This window comes from Xanthomonas sp. SHU 308 (assembly GCF_000364645.1).
GTDB lineage: Bacteria > Pseudomonadota > Gammaproteobacteria > Xanthomonadales > Xanthomonadaceae > Xanthomonas_A > Xanthomonas_A sontii.
Genome location: NZ_AQOK01000060.1, coordinates 1 through 17,319 on the forward strand (window position 1 = coordinate 1; position 17,319 = coordinate 17,319).

General features: G+C 69.9%; 12 protein-coding genes and 1 riboswitch. Of the genes, 5 read left to right on the forward strand and 7 right to left on the reverse strand.

Annotated features, from left to right (window positions below):
* Nucleotides 1-75: 75 nt before the first annotated feature.
* From leuC to ilvC, 6 genes are all read right to left on the reverse strand, one after another.
* Entirely contained in the window at nucleotides 76-1,491 is a 1,416-nt protein-coding gene (leuC, locus tag D588_RS0102800; protein ID WP_017914886.1) for a 3-isopropylmalate dehydratase large subunit, read from the reverse strand.
* A gap of 84 nt (nucleotides 1,492-1,575) precedes the next feature.
* Nucleotides 1,576-3,132, reverse strand: coding sequence for a 2-isopropylmalate synthase (locus D588_RS0102805; protein WP_026143304.1), 1,557 nt, complete (start codon nucleotides 3,130-3,132; stop codon nucleotides 1,576-1,578).
* A complete protein-coding gene (locus tag D588_RS0102810) occupies nucleotides 3,129-4,229 on the reverse strand; it encodes a threonine dehydratase (RefSeq protein WP_017914888.1) in 1,101 nt (366 codons plus the stop codon). Before D588_RS0102810 ends, D588_RS0102805 begins: the two co-directional genes overlap by 4 nt.
* Nucleotides 4,230-4,406: 177 nt before the next feature.
* Complete coding sequence (locus tag D588_RS0102815) at nucleotides 4,407-4,655, reverse strand: ACT domain-containing protein (protein WP_017910519.1); 249 nt, start codon at nucleotides 4,653-4,655, stop codon at nucleotides 4,407-4,409.
* Entirely contained in the window at nucleotides 4,639-6,360 is a 1,722-nt protein-coding gene (gene ilvG / locus D588_RS0102820; RefSeq protein WP_017914889.1) for an acetolactate synthase 2 catalytic subunit, read from the reverse strand. Before ilvG ends, D588_RS0102815 begins: the two co-directional genes overlap by 17 nt.
* A gap of 43 nt (nucleotides 6,361-6,403) precedes the next feature.
* The gene (gene ilvC, locus D588_RS0102825; protein WP_010343386.1) at nucleotides 6,404-7,411 is read right to left on the reverse strand and encodes a ketol-acid reductoisomerase; all 1,008 of its coding nucleotides are present in this window, start codon (nucleotides 7,409-7,411) and stop codon (nucleotides 6,404-6,406) included.
* 490 nt (nucleotides 7,412-7,901) lie between these two features.
* Here ilvC and ggt point away from each other — a divergent pair, with 490 nt between their 5' ends.
* Entirely contained in the window at nucleotides 7,902-9,623 is a 1,722-nt protein-coding gene (ggt, locus tag D588_RS0102830) for a gamma-glutamyltransferase (RefSeq protein WP_017914890.1), read from the forward strand.
* Between the two features lie 22 nt (nucleotides 9,624-9,645).
* On the opposite strand, the gene D588_RS0102835 is transcribed toward ggt, so the two are convergent.
* On the reverse strand, nucleotides 9,646-11,217 hold the full coding sequence (locus D588_RS0102835) for a BCCT family transporter (protein ID WP_017914891.1): 1,572 nt from the start codon (nucleotides 11,215-11,217) through the stop codon (nucleotides 9,646-9,648).
* A 367-nt stretch (nucleotides 11,218-11,584) separates the two neighbouring features.
* Between D588_RS0102835 and D588_RS0102840 the strand changes: the two genes are divergently transcribed.
* The 4 genes from D588_RS0102840 to D588_RS23845 all read left to right on the forward strand — a co-directional run.
* Nucleotides 11,585-13,441 carry a methyl-accepting chemotaxis protein gene (locus D588_RS0102840; protein ID WP_017914892.1) on the forward strand — a complete coding sequence of 619 codons (1,857 nt, stop codon included), beginning with the start codon at nucleotides 11,585-11,587 and terminating at the stop codon, nucleotides 13,439-13,441.
* Between the two features lie 213 nt (nucleotides 13,442-13,654).
* A riboswitch (TPP riboswitch) is annotated at nucleotides 13,655-13,755 on the forward strand.
* Nucleotides 13,756-13,866: 111 nt separating this feature from the next.
* Entirely contained in the window at nucleotides 13,867-15,744 is a 1,878-nt protein-coding gene (gene thiC / locus D588_RS0102845; protein WP_017914893.1) for a phosphomethylpyrimidine synthase ThiC, read from the forward strand.
* 150 nt (nucleotides 15,745-15,894) lie between these two features.
* Entirely contained in the window at nucleotides 15,895-16,560 is a 666-nt protein-coding gene (locus tag D588_RS0102850; RefSeq protein ID WP_017914894.1) for an ion channel, read from the forward strand.
* Nucleotides 16,561-16,826: 266 nt separating this feature from the next.
* Nucleotides 16,827-17,319, forward strand: a 493-nt coding sequence (locus tag D588_RS23845; RefSeq protein WP_198526723.1) for a winged helix-turn-helix domain-containing protein, incomplete at its 3' end; no start/stop codon positions are given.

The window sequence follows — 17,319 nt, forward strand, 5'->3', positions numbered from 1 at the left end:
TGCGGTGCGCGAAGGCGCGGGTGGTGGTGGCGACGAAGGTCAGCGTGGCCGCGAATGCGGCGATGTGCGGCGCCATCACGCGACCTCCGCGAACAGCGCGCGCGGATCGCTGACCTGGCCGTTCACCGCGGCCCAGGCCGCGGTCAGCGGCGAGGCGAGCAGGGTGCGCGAACCCGGGCCCTGGCGGCCCTCGAAATTGCGGTTGCTGGTGCTCACCGCCAGTTGCCCTGGCGCCACCAGGTCGCCGTTCATGGCGATGCACATCGAGCAGCCGGATTCGCGCCATTCCGCACCGGCCGCGCGCACCACCTCGTGGATGCCCTCGGCCTCGGCCTGGCGCTTGACGATCTCCGAGCCCGGCACCACCAGCATGCGCACGTGCGGCGCCACCTTGCGGCCGCGCAGCACCTGCGCCACTTCGCGCATGTCGCTGAGCCGGCCGTTGGTGCAGGAACCGACGAACACCACGTCCACCGGCGTGCCGATCAGCGCGTGCCCGGCTTCCAGGTGCATGTAGTGCAGGCCCTTCTGCGCCGCCGGATCCTGCGCGGCCGGGATCGGCACGTCCACCGCGATCGCGGTGCCGGGGTGGGTGCCCCAGGTCAGGGTCGGGCGGATGTCGCGCGCGTCGATGCGCACTTCGGCGTCGAAGCGCGCGCCGGGATCGCTGCGCAGCTGCGACCAGCGCTGCACGGCGGCGTCGAAGTCGGCGCCCTTGGGGCCGCGCGGGGTGCTGGCGACCCAGTCGAAGGTGACCTGGTCCGGCGCGATCATGCCGGCGCGCGCGCCGGCCTCGATCGACATGTTGCACAGGGTCATGCGCTGCTCCATGTCCATCGCTTCGATGGTGGAGCCGCGGTATTCCAGCACGTGGCCGGTGCCGCCGTTGACCCCGATCACGCCGATGATGTGCAGGATCACGTCCTTGGCGCCCACGCCCGGCGCCAGCGGCCCGTCGACGGTGATCGCCATGGTCCTGGCCTTGCGCTGCAGCAGGCACTGGGTGGCCAGCACGTGGCCGACTTCGCTGGTGCCGATGCCGAACGCCAGCGCGCCGAACGCGCCATGCGTGGAGGTGTGGCTGTCGCCGCAGACGATGGTCATGCCGGGCTGGGTGAAGCCCTGTTCCGGCGCGATCACGTGGACGATGCCGCGGTTGTCCGAGCCCATGTCGAACAGTTCGATGCCGTAGTCGGCGCAGTTGCGCGCGAGCATGTCCACCTGCGCCTCGGAGGCCGGGGTGTAGTACGGCAGCTTGCCGTCGGCGCCGCGCGGCAGGGTCGGCGTGGAGTGGTCCATCGTCGCCTTGGTGCGGTCGGGCCGGCGCGGCGCCAGGGCGCGCGTCTTGAGTTCGGTGAAGGCCTGCGGCGAGGTCACTTCGTGGATCAGGTGCAGGTCGATGTACAGCACCGCCGGGGCGGCGGCGCTTTCGGGGACGACGACGTGCGCGTCCCACAGCTTGTCGTACAGGGTGCGGGGAGTGGCGGACATTGCGGAACTACCTGGCAGGAAAGCTGGGCGGGGAAGGGGAGCGAAGGCGAGCGTGCACGAGGACGATGACCGCGCTGTGGCCGCTCAGGCCAGCGCGTCGGCCGCGGCCGGCGCGCCCTGGCGCTGGCGCAGCACGCGGTTGGCCACGTCCAGCCAGGCCAGCGCGCTGGCCTCGATGATGTCGCGGCTGGTGCCGGTGCCGTCGTACTCGACCTCGCCGTGGCGCACGCTGAGATTGGCCTCGCCGCGCGCGTCGGCACCGATGCCGACGCTGTGTACCTGGTAGCTGTCCAGCACCAGCTGTACGCCGGTGGCGGCCGACAGTGCGGCGAACAGGGCGTCCACCGGGCCGTCGCCCTCGGCGCGCTCGCTGACCCGCTGGCCGTCCGGATCGGACAGCTCGACCTGCGCGCTGGCGCGCTGGCCACGGTCGCTGACGGTCATCGACGACAGGCGGTAGCCCTGGCTCTCCGGCGCGTCCTGCATCATCGCCTGCAGGTCGGCGTCGTTGACCACGCGCTGCTGTTCGCACAGCGCCTTGAACGCGTCGAAGGCGATGTTCAGTTCGGCCTCGTCCAGCACGTAGCCGAGCGCACGCAGGCGCTGCTCGACCGCGGCGCGGCCGCTGTGGCGGCCCAGCACCATCTGCGAGGACTCCCAGCCCACGTCTTCCGGGCGCATGATCTCGTAGGTGCCGCGGTGGCGCAGCATGCCGTGCTGGTGGATGCCCGACTCGTGGGCGAAGGCGTTGCCGCCGACGATCGCCTTGTTGCGCTGCACCGGCATGCCGACCAGGCGCTGCAGCAACTGCGAGGTGGCGACGATGCGCGGGGTGTGGATCGCGGTGTCCAGTTCGTAGAACGCGTTGCGCACCTTCAGCGCCATCGCGATCTCTTCCAGCGCGCAGTTGCCGGCGCGCTCGCCGATGCCGTTGATGGCGCATTCCACCTGCCGCGCGCCGCCTTCCACCGCGGCCAGCGAGTTGGCCACGGCCAGGCCCAGGTCGTTGTGGCAGTGCGCGCTGAACACCACCCGGTCGGCGCCGGGGACGCTGGCGATGATCCGCGCGAACATGCCGCGGATCTCTTCCGGGGTGGTGAAGCCGACCGTGTCGGGCAGGTTGATGGTGGTGGCGCCGGCGGCGATCGCCACGCTGGCGACCTCGGCCAGGAAATCCTCCTCGGTGCGGGTGGCGTCCTCGGCCGAGAACTCCACGTCGTCCACGTACTGGCGCGCCAGCGCGACGTGCTTGCGCACCGACTCCAGCACCTGCTCGCGGGTCATGCGCAGCTTGTGCTCGCGGTGCAGCGGGCTGGTCGACAGGAAGACGTGCAGGCGCGGATTGGCCGCCGCTTTCAGCGCCCGCGCCGAGGTCTCGATGTCGGCGGCCAGGCAGCGCGACAGCACCGCCAGGGTCGGGCCGCGCACTTCGCGGCCGATCAGCGCCATCGCCTCGCGGTCGGACTGCGAGCTGGCCGGGAAGCCGGTCTCGATGATGTCCACGCCCAGCTCGGCCAGGGCGCGCGCCATCACCAGCTTCTGCGGCGGGGTCATGCTGCAGCCGGGGGATTGCTCGCCGTCGCGCAGGGTGGTGTCGAAAATGCGGATGCGGGGGGTCTGGGAAGAAACGGAAGTGTTCACCAGATGGGTTCCTCTACGGCGGCGGTGGCTTGCGGATGGGGATGCGGGGACGCGGCGATGCGGGCAGGAGCGGGTGGGGCGGGACGTTGGCTACGAAGTCGCTCTGCGCTGCGGCGGCGCGGCTTGCGCGGCGGGCGCGGGCGCACCTCCGACAGCAGCGTCGCCAGCACGCCGGCGTCGATGTTGCCGCCGGACACCACCGCGCACTTGCGCTTGCCGGCGACGCGGCGCCCGGCCGCCAGGGCCAGCGCGCCGGCGCCCTCGGCGATGACGTGCTCCTCCAGCGCCAGGCGGACCAGCGTTTCGCGCAGTTCCGCCTCGCGCACGATCACCACGTCGTCGAGCAGGCTGGCGCACAGCCGGCGGGTGATGAACCCGGGGATTTTAACCTTGACGCCGTCGGCCAGGGTGGGCACCGGATCCACGGCGCGAACGTCGCCGCGGATCGCCCGCGCCATCGAGTCCACACCTTCGACCTGCGCGCCGACCACGCGCACGCCCTGCGAGCGCAGCGCCAGGGCCACGCCGGAGGCCAGGCCGCCGCCGCCGATCGGCACGATCACCACGTCCGGGGCGTGCGCGGCCAGCTCGATGCCGACCGTGCCCTGGCCGGCGATCACGTCCGGGTCGTCGAAGGCGGACAGGAAGCGGTAGCCGTTCTGCTCGGCCAGTTCGCGGGCGAAGGCGAAGGCCTCGTCGTAGCTGTTGCCGTGCTGGCGCACGGTGGCGCCCCAGTGCGCGACGCCGGCGATCTTGGTCTGCGGCGCGCCATGCGGCATCACCGTGATCGCCTGCACGCCCAGGCGGTGCGCGGCCCAGGCCACGCCCTGCGCGTGGTTGCCGGCGGAGGCGCAGATCACCGCGCGCTCGTCGCCGCGTTCCAGCCCGGCCAGCAGCGCATTGAGCGCGCCGCGGACCTTGTAGGAACCGGTGCGCTGCAGGTTTTCCAGTTTCAGCCAGACGCCGAAGCGCTCGGCGTAATGCACCGGCGTCGGCGGCAGATAGCGGCGCAGCCGCGCCTGCGCGGCCAGCACGTCGGCCACGCTGACGGCGACGTGGCCTACGTCCGGCTCCTGCGGGGTGGGGATGTTAGACATGCGGTCGGGACCCGCGGCCCGGGACCCGGGACCCGGGAAAAGCGGGTTCCCGGAGAAGCGACCTCCGTGGAAGAAGACACCTCCGCGCAGTCCTGGCTTTCGCGCGTCTCGCGCTGCGCCCGACGCCCGCGGCGACCGCCACGGGTCCCGGGTTCCGGGCCGCGGGTCCCGACCGCCTCATACCACCCCATCCAGCGCGGTCACGCGCACCGATTCGCAGTCGTAGACCTTCTCCATCTGCAGGCGCAGGGTCTCGCCGGGGCGGTTGCCGTCCACCACCAGTTGCAGGTGCCAGCGGCCGGCGTCCTCGGCCACCGGTGCGCCGCTGATCGAGATCGGCGCGAAGCCGCGGCGTTCGGCCATGCCGATCGCGCGCAGCAGGGCGCCGTCGATCGGTTTCAGCACCAGGTCAAGCTGGTAACGCATGTGTCGTCTCCTGGCGCTGGGCAGCGGGATTGCTTTCCAGCATGGTGCTGTTGGCGGTATTCGGCGGCACCAGCGGCCACACGTTGGCGCGCGCGTCGATGGCCACGTGCAGCAGCGCCGGGCCCGGCTGCGCCAGCAGCTCGGCCAGCGCGTCGTCGACCTCGCCGCGCGCGGTGATGCGCTTGGCCGGGATGCCGAACACCTGCGCCAGCGCGGCGAAATCCGGGTTGTCGGACAGGTCGATCTCGCTGTAGCGCTCGGCGAAGAACAGTTCCTGCCACTGCCGCACCATGCCCAGCGAACTGTTGTCCAGCAGCACGATCTTCACCGGCAGCTTGCAGCGGGCGATGGTGACCAGCTCCTGCACGTTCATCATGAAACTGCCGTCGCCGCTGACGAGTACCACGGTGCGGTCGTGGCAGGCGAACTGCGCGCCCATCGCCGCCGGCAGGCCGAAGCCCATGGTGCCCAGCGCGCCGCTGGTCAGGTGGTTGCGCGGGTGGTTGAAGCGGCAGTGCTGGGCGACCCACATCTGGTGCTGGCCGACGTCGCAGGCGATCACGGTGTCGGCCGGGGCCAGTTCGCTCAGCCGCTTCAGCAGGCCGGGCGCATAGATGTCCTGCCCGGGCGCGTCGTAGCGCGCGCCGAACTTCTCGCGATGGCCGACGCAGCGCGCGTGCCAGGCCTCGCAGGTGCTGGTCGCCGCGGACAGCGCACGCAGCGCCTGCGCCACGTCGCCGGGCACGGCGATGTCGGCCTGGCGCAGCTTGGAGATCTCGCAGGCGTCGGCGTCCAGGTGGATGACCCGCGCGAACGGCGCGAACTCGGCCAGCTTACCGGTGGCACGGTCGTCGAAGCGCGCGCCGACCACGATCAGCAGATCCGACTCCTGCACCGCCATGTTGGCGGCGCGGGTGCCGTGCATGCCGAGCATGCCCAGGTAATGCGGATGCGCGTGCGGCAATGCGCCCAGGCCGCGCAGGGTCAGCACGGTGGGGATGCGGGTGGCCTCGACGAACGCGCGGAACGCATCCACCGCATCGCCCAGGGCGATGCCGCCGCCGCCGTAGATCACCGGCTTCTCGGCGCCGGCGATCGCCGCCAGCGCCTCGGCCAGCACCGCGTCCTGCGGCGCCGGCGGGGTCGGCACCGCCGCCGGCACGTGCGCCGGCAGATGCGCGGCATCGGCCAGCTGCACGTCCTTGGGCAGGTCGATCAGCACCGGCCCCGGCCGCCCTTCGCGGGCGATGCGGAACGCGTCGCGCAGCACCTGCGGCAGGTCGTCCACGTGCCGCACCAGGAAGCTGTGCTTGACGATCGGCAGAGTCAACCCGAACACGTCCAGTTCCTGGAACGCGTCGGTACCCAGCAGCGGCGTGGCGACCTGCCCGGTCAGGCAGATCATCGGCACCGAGTCGAGCATCGCATCGGCGATGCCGGTGACCAGGTTGGATGCGCCCGGGCCGGATGTGGCGACGCACACGCCGACCCGTCCGCTGGCGCGGGCGTAGCCGTTGGCGGCCAGCGCCGCGCCCTGTTCGTGGCGGACCAGGATGTGCTTGAGCTGGCTGTCTACCAGCGCGTCGTAGAACGGCATGATGGTGCCGCCCGGATAGCCGAATAGCGTGTCCACGCCTTCGGCTTCCAGGGCCTGCGTCAGCCAGCGCGCGCCGTTGCGGGGCGTGCCGTGAGCGGAGGAGTTCATACGGTGGCGACCTTTCGGTGGAAGCGGGTGGGGGAGCCGCGGATTACGCGGCCTTGGTGCCGCCGGCGGCCGGTGCGGCAGCGGCGTCGCCGTTGAGCCACACCATCTTGGCGCGCAGCTGCTTGCCGACCGTTTCGATGGGGTGGTCCAGATCGGCCTGCTTGAACTTCTTGTAGTTCGGCAGGCCGGCGTCGTATTCGGCCACCCAGTTCTTGGTGAAGGTGCCGTTCTGGATGTCGGTCAGCACGTCGCGCATGCGCTCCTTGGTGGCCGCGTCGATCACCCGCGGGCCGCTGACGTAGTCGCCGTACTGCGCGGTCTCGGAGACGAACTCGAGCATGCGGGTGATGCCGCCTTCGTAGAACAGGTCGACGATCAGCTTCAGTTCGTGCAGCACTTCGTAGTAGGCGATTTCCGGCTGGTAGCCGGCTTCCACCAGCACTTCGAAGCCGGCCTGCACCAGCGACGAGGCGCCGCCGCACAGCACCGCCTGCTCGCCGAACAGATCGGTCTCGGTCTCTTCCTTGAAGGTGGTCTTGATCAGGTTGGCGCGCGCGCCGCCCAGGCCGGCGGCGTACTCCAGCGCGAACTGCTCGGCCTTGCCGCTCTTGTCCTGGTACACCGCCCAGATGCACGGCACGCCGCGGCCGATCTCGTACTCGCGACGCACCAGCGCGCCCGGGCCCTTCGGCGCGACCAGCACCACGTCCAGGTCGGCGCGCGGCTTGATCATGTCGAAGTGCACGTTCAGGCCGTGCGCGAACAGCAGGCAGGCGCCCTGCTTCATGTTCGGCGCCAGCACTTCTTCGTACAGCTTCTTCTGCACCATGTCCGGGGTCAGCACCGCGACCAGGTCGGCGTCCTTGACCGCCTCGGCGGGGCTCTTCACCACGAAGCCGTCGGCCTGCGCCTTGGCTTCGGTCGGGCCGCCGGCACGCAGGCCGATGGTGACGTCGAAGCCGGACTCGCGCAGGTTCAGCGCGTGCGCGCGGCCCTGGCTGCCGTAACCGACGATGGCGATCTTGGTGGTGGGCTGGGCGGAACTGGTCATTGTGCGGATGTCCTTGAACGGTGTTGGAGTGGAGAGGGGTCTTGCATTCGTGGTCACTGAAACGAAAAACCCCGCGCCGTTGCCGGTGCGGGGTCTGATCGAATCCTGGCTGCTTGTCGCTTACACGCCGGTTCGTCCCGCACTTGTGGGCGAGGTAATAAGCACGAGTACGAGGAGCGACGCAGCAGCGTCCGCGCGCAACGCGGCGGGCTGGCGGGTCGACTTCGGGCGGGTGTGGCGCTGCAACATGCAGCGAGATAACCATGGGCTTTGCGCGACTGTCAACTGTGTTGCGGGCCTCCGCGGGCGAATGTGCCGAAAGCCGCGCCAGCACTGCATGGTTACGCATGAAACGGAGGTGGCGCAGGCGACGAATGGCGCCAATTGCGCGGAAATCCGGCCTTTGCGATGGCGCGATGTGAGCGCCTGCGCGGCGGCACCCGCCGCACTCGGGTACGGTGGGCGTCCCCTGTTCTCCGGAGAGCCGCGCATGTCCGTTTCGCTTCCTTCCCTGGCGCGCCTGGCGCTCGCGCTGGCACTGGCGACGTCGGTGCCGGCGCAGGCCGCCGACCGCATCACCGGCCAGCCGTTCGCCACGCGCTCGGAAGTGATCGCCCCGCACGCCATGGCCGCCACCTCGCAGCCGCTGGCCACGCAGATCGCACTGGAGACCATGCGTGAGGGCGGCTCGGCGGTGGATGCGGCGATCGCCGCCAACGCCGCGCTGGGGCTGATGGAGCCGACCGGCAACGGCGTCGGTGGCGACCTGTTCGCCATCGTCTGGGATCCGAAGACGCAGAAGCTGTACGGTTACAACGGCTCCGGCCGTTCGCCGAAGGCGCTGACCCTGGCCGAGTTCCAGCGCCGCGGGTTGAAGGAGATCCCGGCCACCGGTCCGCTGCCGGTCTCGGTGCCCGGTGCGGTCGACGGCTGGTTCGCGCTGCACGAACGTTTCGGGCGCAGGACGATGGCGCAGAACCTGGCGCCGGCGATCCGCTACGCCCGCGACGGCCATCCGGTGGCCGAGACCATCGCCTACTACTGGGATCGCTCGGTGCCGCGGCTGTCGCAGTACCCCGGCTTCAAGGAGCAGTTCACCATCGACGGCCACGCCCCGCGCAAGGGCGAGCTGTGGAAGAACCCGAACCTGGCCGACACCCTGCAGCAGATCGCCGACGGCGGCCGCGACGCGTTCTACAAGGGCCCGATCGCGCGCACCATCGATGCCTACTTCAAGGCCAACGGCGGCTTCCTGCGCTACGAGGATCTGGCCAGCCACCACGGCGAATGGGTCGAGCCGGTGTCCACCAACTACCGCGGCTACGACGTGTGGGAACTGCCGCCCAACAGCCAGGGCATCGCCGCGCTGCAGATGCTCAACATCCTGGAGGGCTACGACTTCTCCAGGATCCCGTTCGGCTCGGCCGAGCACGTGCACCTGTTCACCGAAGCGAAGAAGCTGGCCTTCGCCGATCGTGCGCGCTTCTACGCCGACCCGGCGTTCCAGCCGGCGCCGCTGGCGCGGCTGATCTCCAAGGACTACGCCGCGCAGCGGCGCGCGCTGATCTCGATGGACCGCGCGCTGCAGGAAGTGCAGCCGGGCACGCCGAAGCAGTTGGAAGAGGGCGACACCATCTACCTGACCGTCGCCGATGCCGACGGCATGATGGTGTCGCTGATCCAGTCCAACTACCGCGGCATGGGCAGCGGCATGGCGCCGCCGGGGCTGGGCTTCATCCTGCAGGACCGCGGCGAGATGTTCGTGCTGCAGAAGGACCATCCCAACGGCTACGCGCCGGGCAAGCGTCCGTTCCAGACCATCATCCCCGCGTTCGTGACCAAGGACGGCAAGCCGTGGCTGAGCTTCGGCGTGATGGGTGGGGCGATGCAGCCGCAGGGCCACGTGCAGATCCTGATGAACCTGATCGATTTCCACATGAACCTGCAGGAGGCCGGCGACGCGCCGCGGATCCAGCACGACGGCTCCACCGAGCCGACCGGGCAGGCCACGGCGATGCGCGACGGCGGCGAGCTGAACCTGGAAACCGGCTTCGCCTACGACACCATCCGCGAACTGATGCGCAAGGGTCATCGGGTGATCTTCGCCGACGGGCCGTACGGCGGTTACCAGGCCATCGCGCGCGACCCGGACAGCGGCGTGTACTACGGCGCTTCGGAAAGCCGCAAGGACGGGCAGGCCGCCGGCTACTGAGGCCGGCCGCGCGCGGGGGCGTTCATTCCTGTGCGCGGGGCGCCGCCGCGTCTGCGTCGTCCCGCGCCGCCTGTTCACGCGCGATCCAGGCCTCGATCATGTGCCTGGCGCGTTGCGCCTGGCGGCGTTGGCGGTTGGACTCGGCATCGAGCACGCGGTACAGCGACACGATCACCAGCACCATCAGCAAGGCGAACGGCAGCGCCGCGATGGTGATCACGCCCTGCAGCGCATCCAGGCCGCCGGCCAGCAACAGCACCGCGGCGATCAGCGCCACCGCCACGCCCCACACCAGCTTGCGCGCCAGCGGCGGGTCGCCGGCCTCGTCGGTGGACATGCTGGCCAGCACCAGCACCGCCGAATCGGCGGAACTGACGAAGAAGATCATCAGCAGCAACAACGCCACGCTCGACAGCAGCAGCGACCCCGGCAGGCTGTCGAACAGGGTGAACAGCACCGTCTCGTAGCCGTTGTGCAGCGCCTGCAGCATGTCCACGTGGCCGAACAGCTGCGACCACAGCGCGGTGCCGCCGAACACCGAAAACCACAGGAAGCCGAGCAGGGTCGGCGCCAGCACCACGCCGACGACGAATTCGCGCACGCTGCGGCCGCGCGAGACGCGGGCGATGAACGCGCCGACGAACGGCGCCCAGGCGATCCACCAGGCCCAGTAGAAGATGGTCCAGTCGGCCACCCAGCGGTCGCCGGAGAACGGCGACATGCGCAGGCTCATCGTCACCAGTTGATTGAGGTAGGCGCCGAGCGTGGTGGTGAAGGTGTCGAAGATGAAGCCGGTGGGGCCGAGCACCAGCACCGCGGCCAGCAGCAGTGCCGCCAGCGCCAGGTTGATGTTGGACAGCCACTTGATGCCGCGTTCCACACCGGTGCTGGTGGACAGCATGTACAGCACGAAGGCCACGCCGATCACCGTCAACTGCAACGGCACTCCGGCGTGCACCCCGAACACGCGCTGCACGCCGGCAGCGATCTGGATGGTGCCGAAGCCCAGGGTGGTCGCCACGCCGACCGCGGTGGCGACCACCGCGGCGATGTTCACGCACTGCCCGATCCAGCCGCGGTGATGGCGGCCGATGACCGGCTGCAGGATGTCGCTGATCAGCCCGCGGCCGTTGCGGTTGTACTGGAACCAGGCCATCGCAAGCCCGATCAGCGCATACACCGCCCAGGGATGCAGGCCCCAGTGGAAGAAGGCGTAGCGCATCGACGCGCGTGCCGCCTGCATGCTCTCCGGCGCCAGCCCCTCCGGCGGTTTGAGGAAATGCGAGATCGGCTCGGCCGCACCCCAGAACACCAGGCCGATGCCCATGCCGGCGGCGAACAACATCGACAGCCAGCTCCCGCGCGAGAAATCCGGCTCGGCGTCTTCGCCGCCGATGCGCAGGTTGCCGAAGCGACCGAACGCCAGGTACAGCAGGAAGCTCAGGGTCAGGAACACGATCAGCAGGTACAGCCAGCCGGCGCTGCGGATCACGTCGGTCAGCGCGGTCTGCACCACGTCATTGAAGGGGCCGGGGGCAACGCCGGCGATCAGGACCAGCAGCGCCACCAAGGCGATGGAAATGCGGAACACCATGGGGGCGTGTCTCCAGTCGTGGAACGGATGAGAGGCGCTACGGCCGTCAGACCGACCCACGGCAAACGGGCGGGGAGACGACGCAGCGGGTCTGCACCGGCGTCGCGTCGCGCCCATGGCGTGTGGCCTGCCGCATCGCAGTGCCGGTGCACTGCACGGTCGCGCCACATCGAACGTTTGGCGCCAAATCCAGGAGCGGTCGGGCGTTGCGATGGCCCCATGTTCGCGAAGACGACGTCATGGTCGTGTCGTCGGCAGGTCTGCCGATGCGCATCCCTTGCATGATGGTGATCCCGGTTGGAGCGTGTGTCGCTGCGAGGGCGCGGCAGGAGCCGATACCATGGCCGCAGCACTGAGGAAGACGCCGATGGCCTTGTTCTCACGCAGTCCCGATGCCGACGCCGCGCCCGTTGCCGGTTTGCCGGATGCCCCGATCGCCTTGTTGCGGCTGGAGTCCGATGGTCGCGTGAGCGCCGCCAACCGCGCCGCCCTGGATCTGCTGGGGATGCCGGCCGAGACCTTGCTCGGCGCCACCAGCGAGGCGGTCTGGGGCTTGCCGCTGTCCGCCCTGGTCGACAGCGAAGGCAGTTGGCAGGCGCCGGGGGGCGATCCCGCGCGCCGCGTGCGCTACCAGCGCGACCGCGATCGTGGCGGCCAAGGCTGGCTGCTGTCGCTGCCGCATCCGGAAACCGCGGCACTGTTGCGCGACGTCGCGCTGCTCGCCGAGGGCCAGCCGCAGGGTGCGACCAGCCCGGCGCTGCAGGCGCTGGCGCAGCGGATCCAGGAGGGGGCGGTGGCGCAGACGCTGCTGGATCGGGTCGGCGAGCGGCTGACCGGCTGCGATCTGGATCTGGGGCTGCAGACGCCGCTGTCGGCGCAGGAGGCCGAGGCGATGCCGGGACGGCGCCTGTCGGCCGGCTTCGGCAACCTGGCCGAGGCGATCCGCCAGGCGGTGGCACTGTCGCTGCAGATCGCCGCCGACGTGCCGCACGTGGTCGCCGAGAACGACGAACTGGCGCGGCAATCGCAGACCCAACTGGATGCGCTGCAGACGGTGCTCGCCACCACCCGGCAATTGCTGCAGAGCCTGCACGAGATGGACCGCGACCTGCGCGCGGTGATCGCGGTGGCGGCCAGCGCAGACGACAGCGCCCGCCAGGGTGTGGAGGCGGCGCGCATCCTCGGCCATGCGATGCAGGAGGTGGCGCGGCGTTCGGCACGCGCCAACCAGGTCATCGAGGTGATCGATGCGGTCGCGTTCCAGACCAACATCCTCTCGATCAACGCCAGCATCGAAGCGGTGCATGCCGGCCCGGCCGGGCGCGGTTTCGCGGTGGTCGCCACCGAAATCCGGCAACTCGCCGAACGCGCCGCCACCGCGGCACGCGACGTGCGCAGCATCATCGGCGAGACCGGCGCCGCCCTGCAGGACAGTGCGGCCTCGGCGCAGCGCACCGAGCAGGTGCTGGGCGGCATCGGCGAATTGCTCGGTCGCGCCAGTGCGGCGATGGAGGCGGTGGCCGGCCGCATCGCCACGCAGAGCGGGGAGATCGGCGGCATCGACCGTGCCATCGAGCACGTGGTCGGGCTCAGCCGCAGCAATCTGCAGCACGCCGCGCAGGTGGTGCAGCGCAGCGCCGACCTGGCCGCGGGCAGCGACACCCTGCACGACTGCGTGAACCTGTTCCGCCTGCCCGCCGATCCGATGCGCCAGCCACGGCATGCGCGCGTGCGCGATCTGGCCCAGGCCGCTGCGGTCAGCGTCGGCCAGGCCTTCGAGGCAGCGCTGATACGCGGGCGCATCGGCGAGGAGGCGCTGTTCTCCACCGAGTACGTGCCGATCCCCGGCATCGACCCACCCAAGTACCGTACCGCGTTCGATGCGCTGTGCGACGAACTGTTGCCGCCGCTGCAGGAGCCGCTGCTGGCCGCGCATCCGTGGATCGTGTTCGCGATCTGCGCGAACGTCGACGGTTACGTGCCGACCCACAATCTGCGCTTCAGCCAGCCGCTCAGTGGCGACCGCGCGCGCGACCTGGTCGGCAACCGCAGCAAGCGCATCTTCGCCGACCGGGTCGGCCGCAATGTCGGCCGCCACACCGAGCCCTATCTGCTGCAGGTGTATCGGCGCGATACCGGGCAGATCCTGTTCGACCTGTCGGTGCCGGTGCATGTCCGCGGGCGCCACTGGGGCGGCTTGCGCGTGGCCTACATGCTGGAATGAGCCGGCGCGCGCGTTGGCAAAAAAAATGCCGCCGGCAGCGCCGGCGGCGATGAGAGAGAGCTCTGATTCTTGTGCGCGCAGGCTAGGCCGGTCACGTGGCCGCGGTTTGTCGCCGGCGCCGTCGCGTGTGGCGGCGCTGACACATGCGCGCGGCGGCTGTGCCGGCGTTCAGCCGCATCGATTGGCGGCGAGCGGCGGAAACGGGTCTAATAGCCGCAGAAGCGGGGGTACCGTCGGCGCAGGCCGCGGTTGAGACAGTCCCTTCGAACCTGATCCGGTTGATACCGGCGTAGGGAAGCTTCGCAAGTCCGCTGCGGGCGCGTGCGCGTCCGGGGCGGGCCCGCGCCGCCGCTTCGTCCGAGATGCGAGTCCGCTCGCACCCGTCCCGCTTCCCCTGCGGGTCACTTGAACCAGGACGAACGCCGATGAACGCCGTACCCAATCCGCTGCAGCAGCAGACCGACACCTTGTCCGCGGCGGTGACCCGCCCGATCCCCGGTTCGCGCAAGATCTTCGTGCAGGGCTCGCGCGCCGATCTGCAGGTGCCGATGCGCGAGATCGCGCTGACCCGCACGCCCACCGTGTTCGGCGGCGAGGAAAATGCCCCGATCACCGTCTACGACACGTCCGGGCCGTACACCGACCCGCAGGCGCGGATCGATCTCGGCGCCGGCCTGGCGCCGCTGCGCGCCGCCTGGATCGCCGAGCGCGGCGACAGCGTGGCGCTGGCCGGGCTCAGTTCGCAGTTCGGGCGCGCGCGCGAGGACGATGCGCGCCTGCAGGCGGTGCGCTTCCCGGCGAGGCGTCTGCCGCGACGCGCCCGCGACGGCGCCAACGTCACCCAGATGCACTACGCACGGCGCGGCATCGTCACCCCGGAAATGGAGTTCGTGGCGATCCGCGAGAACCAGCGCCTGCAGGACCTGCGCGATGCGCAATTGCGCGTGCAGCATCCCGGCGAAGCGTTCGGCGCCGCCATCCCGCGGCAGATCACGCCCGAGTTCGTGCGCGACGAGATCGCCCGCGGCCGCGCCATCCTGCCGTGCAACATCAACCATCCGGAAAGCGAGCCGATGATCATCGGCCGCAACTTCCTGACCAAGATCAACGCCAACATCGGCAACAGCGCGGTCAGTTCCGGCATCGCCGAGGAAGTGGAGAAACTGGTGTGGGCGATCCGCTGGGGCGGGGACACGGTGATGGACCTGTCCACCGGTAAGCACATCCACGAGACTCGCGAATGGATCGTGCGCAACTCGCCGGTGCCGATCGGCACCGTGCCGATCTACCAGGCGCTGGAGAAGGTGGATGGCCGCGCCGAGGAACTGACCTGGGAAATCTTCCGCGACACCCTGATCGAGCAGGCCGAACAGGGCGTGGACTACTTCACCATCCATGCCGGCGTGCTGCTGCGCTACGTGCCGCTGACCGCCAAGCGCGTCACCGGCATCGTCTCGCGCGGCGGCTCGATCCTGGCCAAGTGGTGCCTGGCGCATCATCGCGAGAACTTCCTCTACACCCACTTCGAGGACATCTGCGAGATCATGAAGGCCTACGACGTGGCCTTTTCGCTGGGCGACGGCTTGCGCCCGGGCTGCATCGCCGACGCCAACGACGCCGCCCAGTTCGGCGAGCTGGAAACGCTGGGCGAACTGACCAGGCTCGCCTGGAAGCACGACGTGCAGACCATGATCGAGGGCCCCGGCCACGTGCCGATGCAATTGATCAAGGAGAACATGGACAAGCAGCTGCGCGAGTGCGGCGAGGCGCCGTTCTACACGCTGGGGCCGCTGACCACCGACATCGCGCCCGGCTACGACCACATCACCTCGGCGATCGGCGCGGCGATGATCGGCTGGTTCGGCACCGCGATGCTGTGCTACGTCACGCCCAAGGAGCATCTGGGCCTGCCCAACCGCGCCGACGTGCGCGACGGCATCATGGCCTACAAGATCGCCGCGCACGCCGCGGACCTGGCCAAGGGCCACCCCGGCGCGCAGGTGCGCGACAACGCCTTGTCCAAGGCGCGCTTCGAGTTCCGCTGGGACGACCAGTTCCATCTCGGCCTGGATCCGGAGAAGGCGCGCGAGTTCCACGACGAGACCCTGCCCAAGGACGCGCACAAGCTGGCGCATTTCTGTTCGATGTGCGGACCGCACTTCTGTTCGATGAAGATCACCCAGGACGTGCGCGACTACGCGGCCGAGCACGGGGTCGATGCGGAAGCGGCGCTGCAGGCCGGCATGGCCGAGAAGTCGGCGCAGTTCCTGGCGGCTGGCGCGCAGGTGTACCGCGCCGAGTGAGCGCACGGCGGTCGGCGCCGCAGGGCGCCGCCGCCACTGCCGACATGGACCTGGCCGTGCGTGGGTGTGCGGCGTGCGCCGCGATCATGACGACGGCGTCATCCACGCGCGCGTCTATGATGCGCGCTGGGTCGCCACAGGGAATGTCTCATGCTGCGCTATGCGTTCGCGCTGCGTCGCCATCCGTCCGCGCTGTTGCTCGCGGTGCAACTGCTGGGCGTGCTGCTGTATCCCTGGATGGAGGACACCGCGGCCGGGCGCGCGCTGTTCGGCTCCTTCGGCATCGTGGTGCTGGCGCTGGCGTTGTGGGTGGTCAACCGCGGACCCTCGGCGCTGTGGATCGCCTGTTGCCTGGCGCTGCCGTCGGTGGCGCTGTCGATCGCCGCGGCGCTGCTCGGCAATCCGGCGATGACCGCCTGGGCGCAATTGCTGGAAAGCCTGCTGTACTTCTATACCGCCGGCAGCCTGATCGCCTACATGCTGCAGGACCACGTGGTCACTCGCGACGAGCTCTATGCGGCCGGCGCCACCTTCACGCTGCTGGCCTGGGCCTTCGCGTTCGTCTTCGCGGTGTGCCAGCAATGGCTGCCGGGCAGCTTCACCGCGGCCGTGGACGCGGCCTCGCCGCGGACCTGGATGGAATTGCTGTATCTGAGTTTCAGCGTGCTCTCGGGCGTGGGCCTGAGCGATGTCGTGCCGGTGCAGCCGTTCGCCCGCGCGCTGGTGATGATCGAACAGTTCGCCGGCGTGATGTACATCGCCTTGGTGGTGTCGCGATTGATTGGGCTCAGCGTCACACGCCACATGAAGACGTGAACGTGGCGTAAAAAAAGCGCGCCCAGGGGCGCGCAGTCATGGAGCGATTATGTGAATTTCGTCGGCGGAGAGAGAGCCTGAATGCGTCGTCGCGGCTAGCGGCGGCGACGACTAGAGTAGAATCCAGCGACATGCAGTGCTTGGCGGCATCCGCTGCCTCGCTTTGCCGAGTTTGCTCGTTGGCTCTCGCTGCGAGCCGTACGTGGCTGCGTCGCCGCCGCATCTGCGACACTTCCGTCACGGCGTTTTCTTCGTTGTCCAACACCATGTCTTCTTCATCGTCCGCCACATCGACGCTTCCGCAACGGATGCAGGTCGGCGATTGTCTGGTGCTGCTGTCTTTGCGGGAAGTGCATGCGCCGCGCGCGCGCCGGCCGCAACGGCTCACGCCCAAGGCGATGGGTGTGCTGCGGGTGTTGCTGGCGCAACCGGGTCAAGTGGTGGAGCGCGAGGCGCTGTTGGCGCAGGTCTGGCCGGACACGCAACCGACCAACGATGTGGTGACGCAGGCCATCACCCAATTGCGCAAGGCGTTCGCGGCCGGCGTGCGCGGCGAGGCTCCGGTGTACATCGAGACCCTGGCCAAGTCCGGCTACCGCCTGGTGGCACCGGTACAGGCCTTGCCGGATGTCGAGGTCGAGGCGGGCGCGGCGGCGGCTCCATCGCTGGACACGGACGCCGCCACGGAGACGGCTGCGGCGCGTGTTCCGGCCATCGCCCCTGCGGCGCGGCGGCGCGCGCCGTCATGGCTCGCCGCCG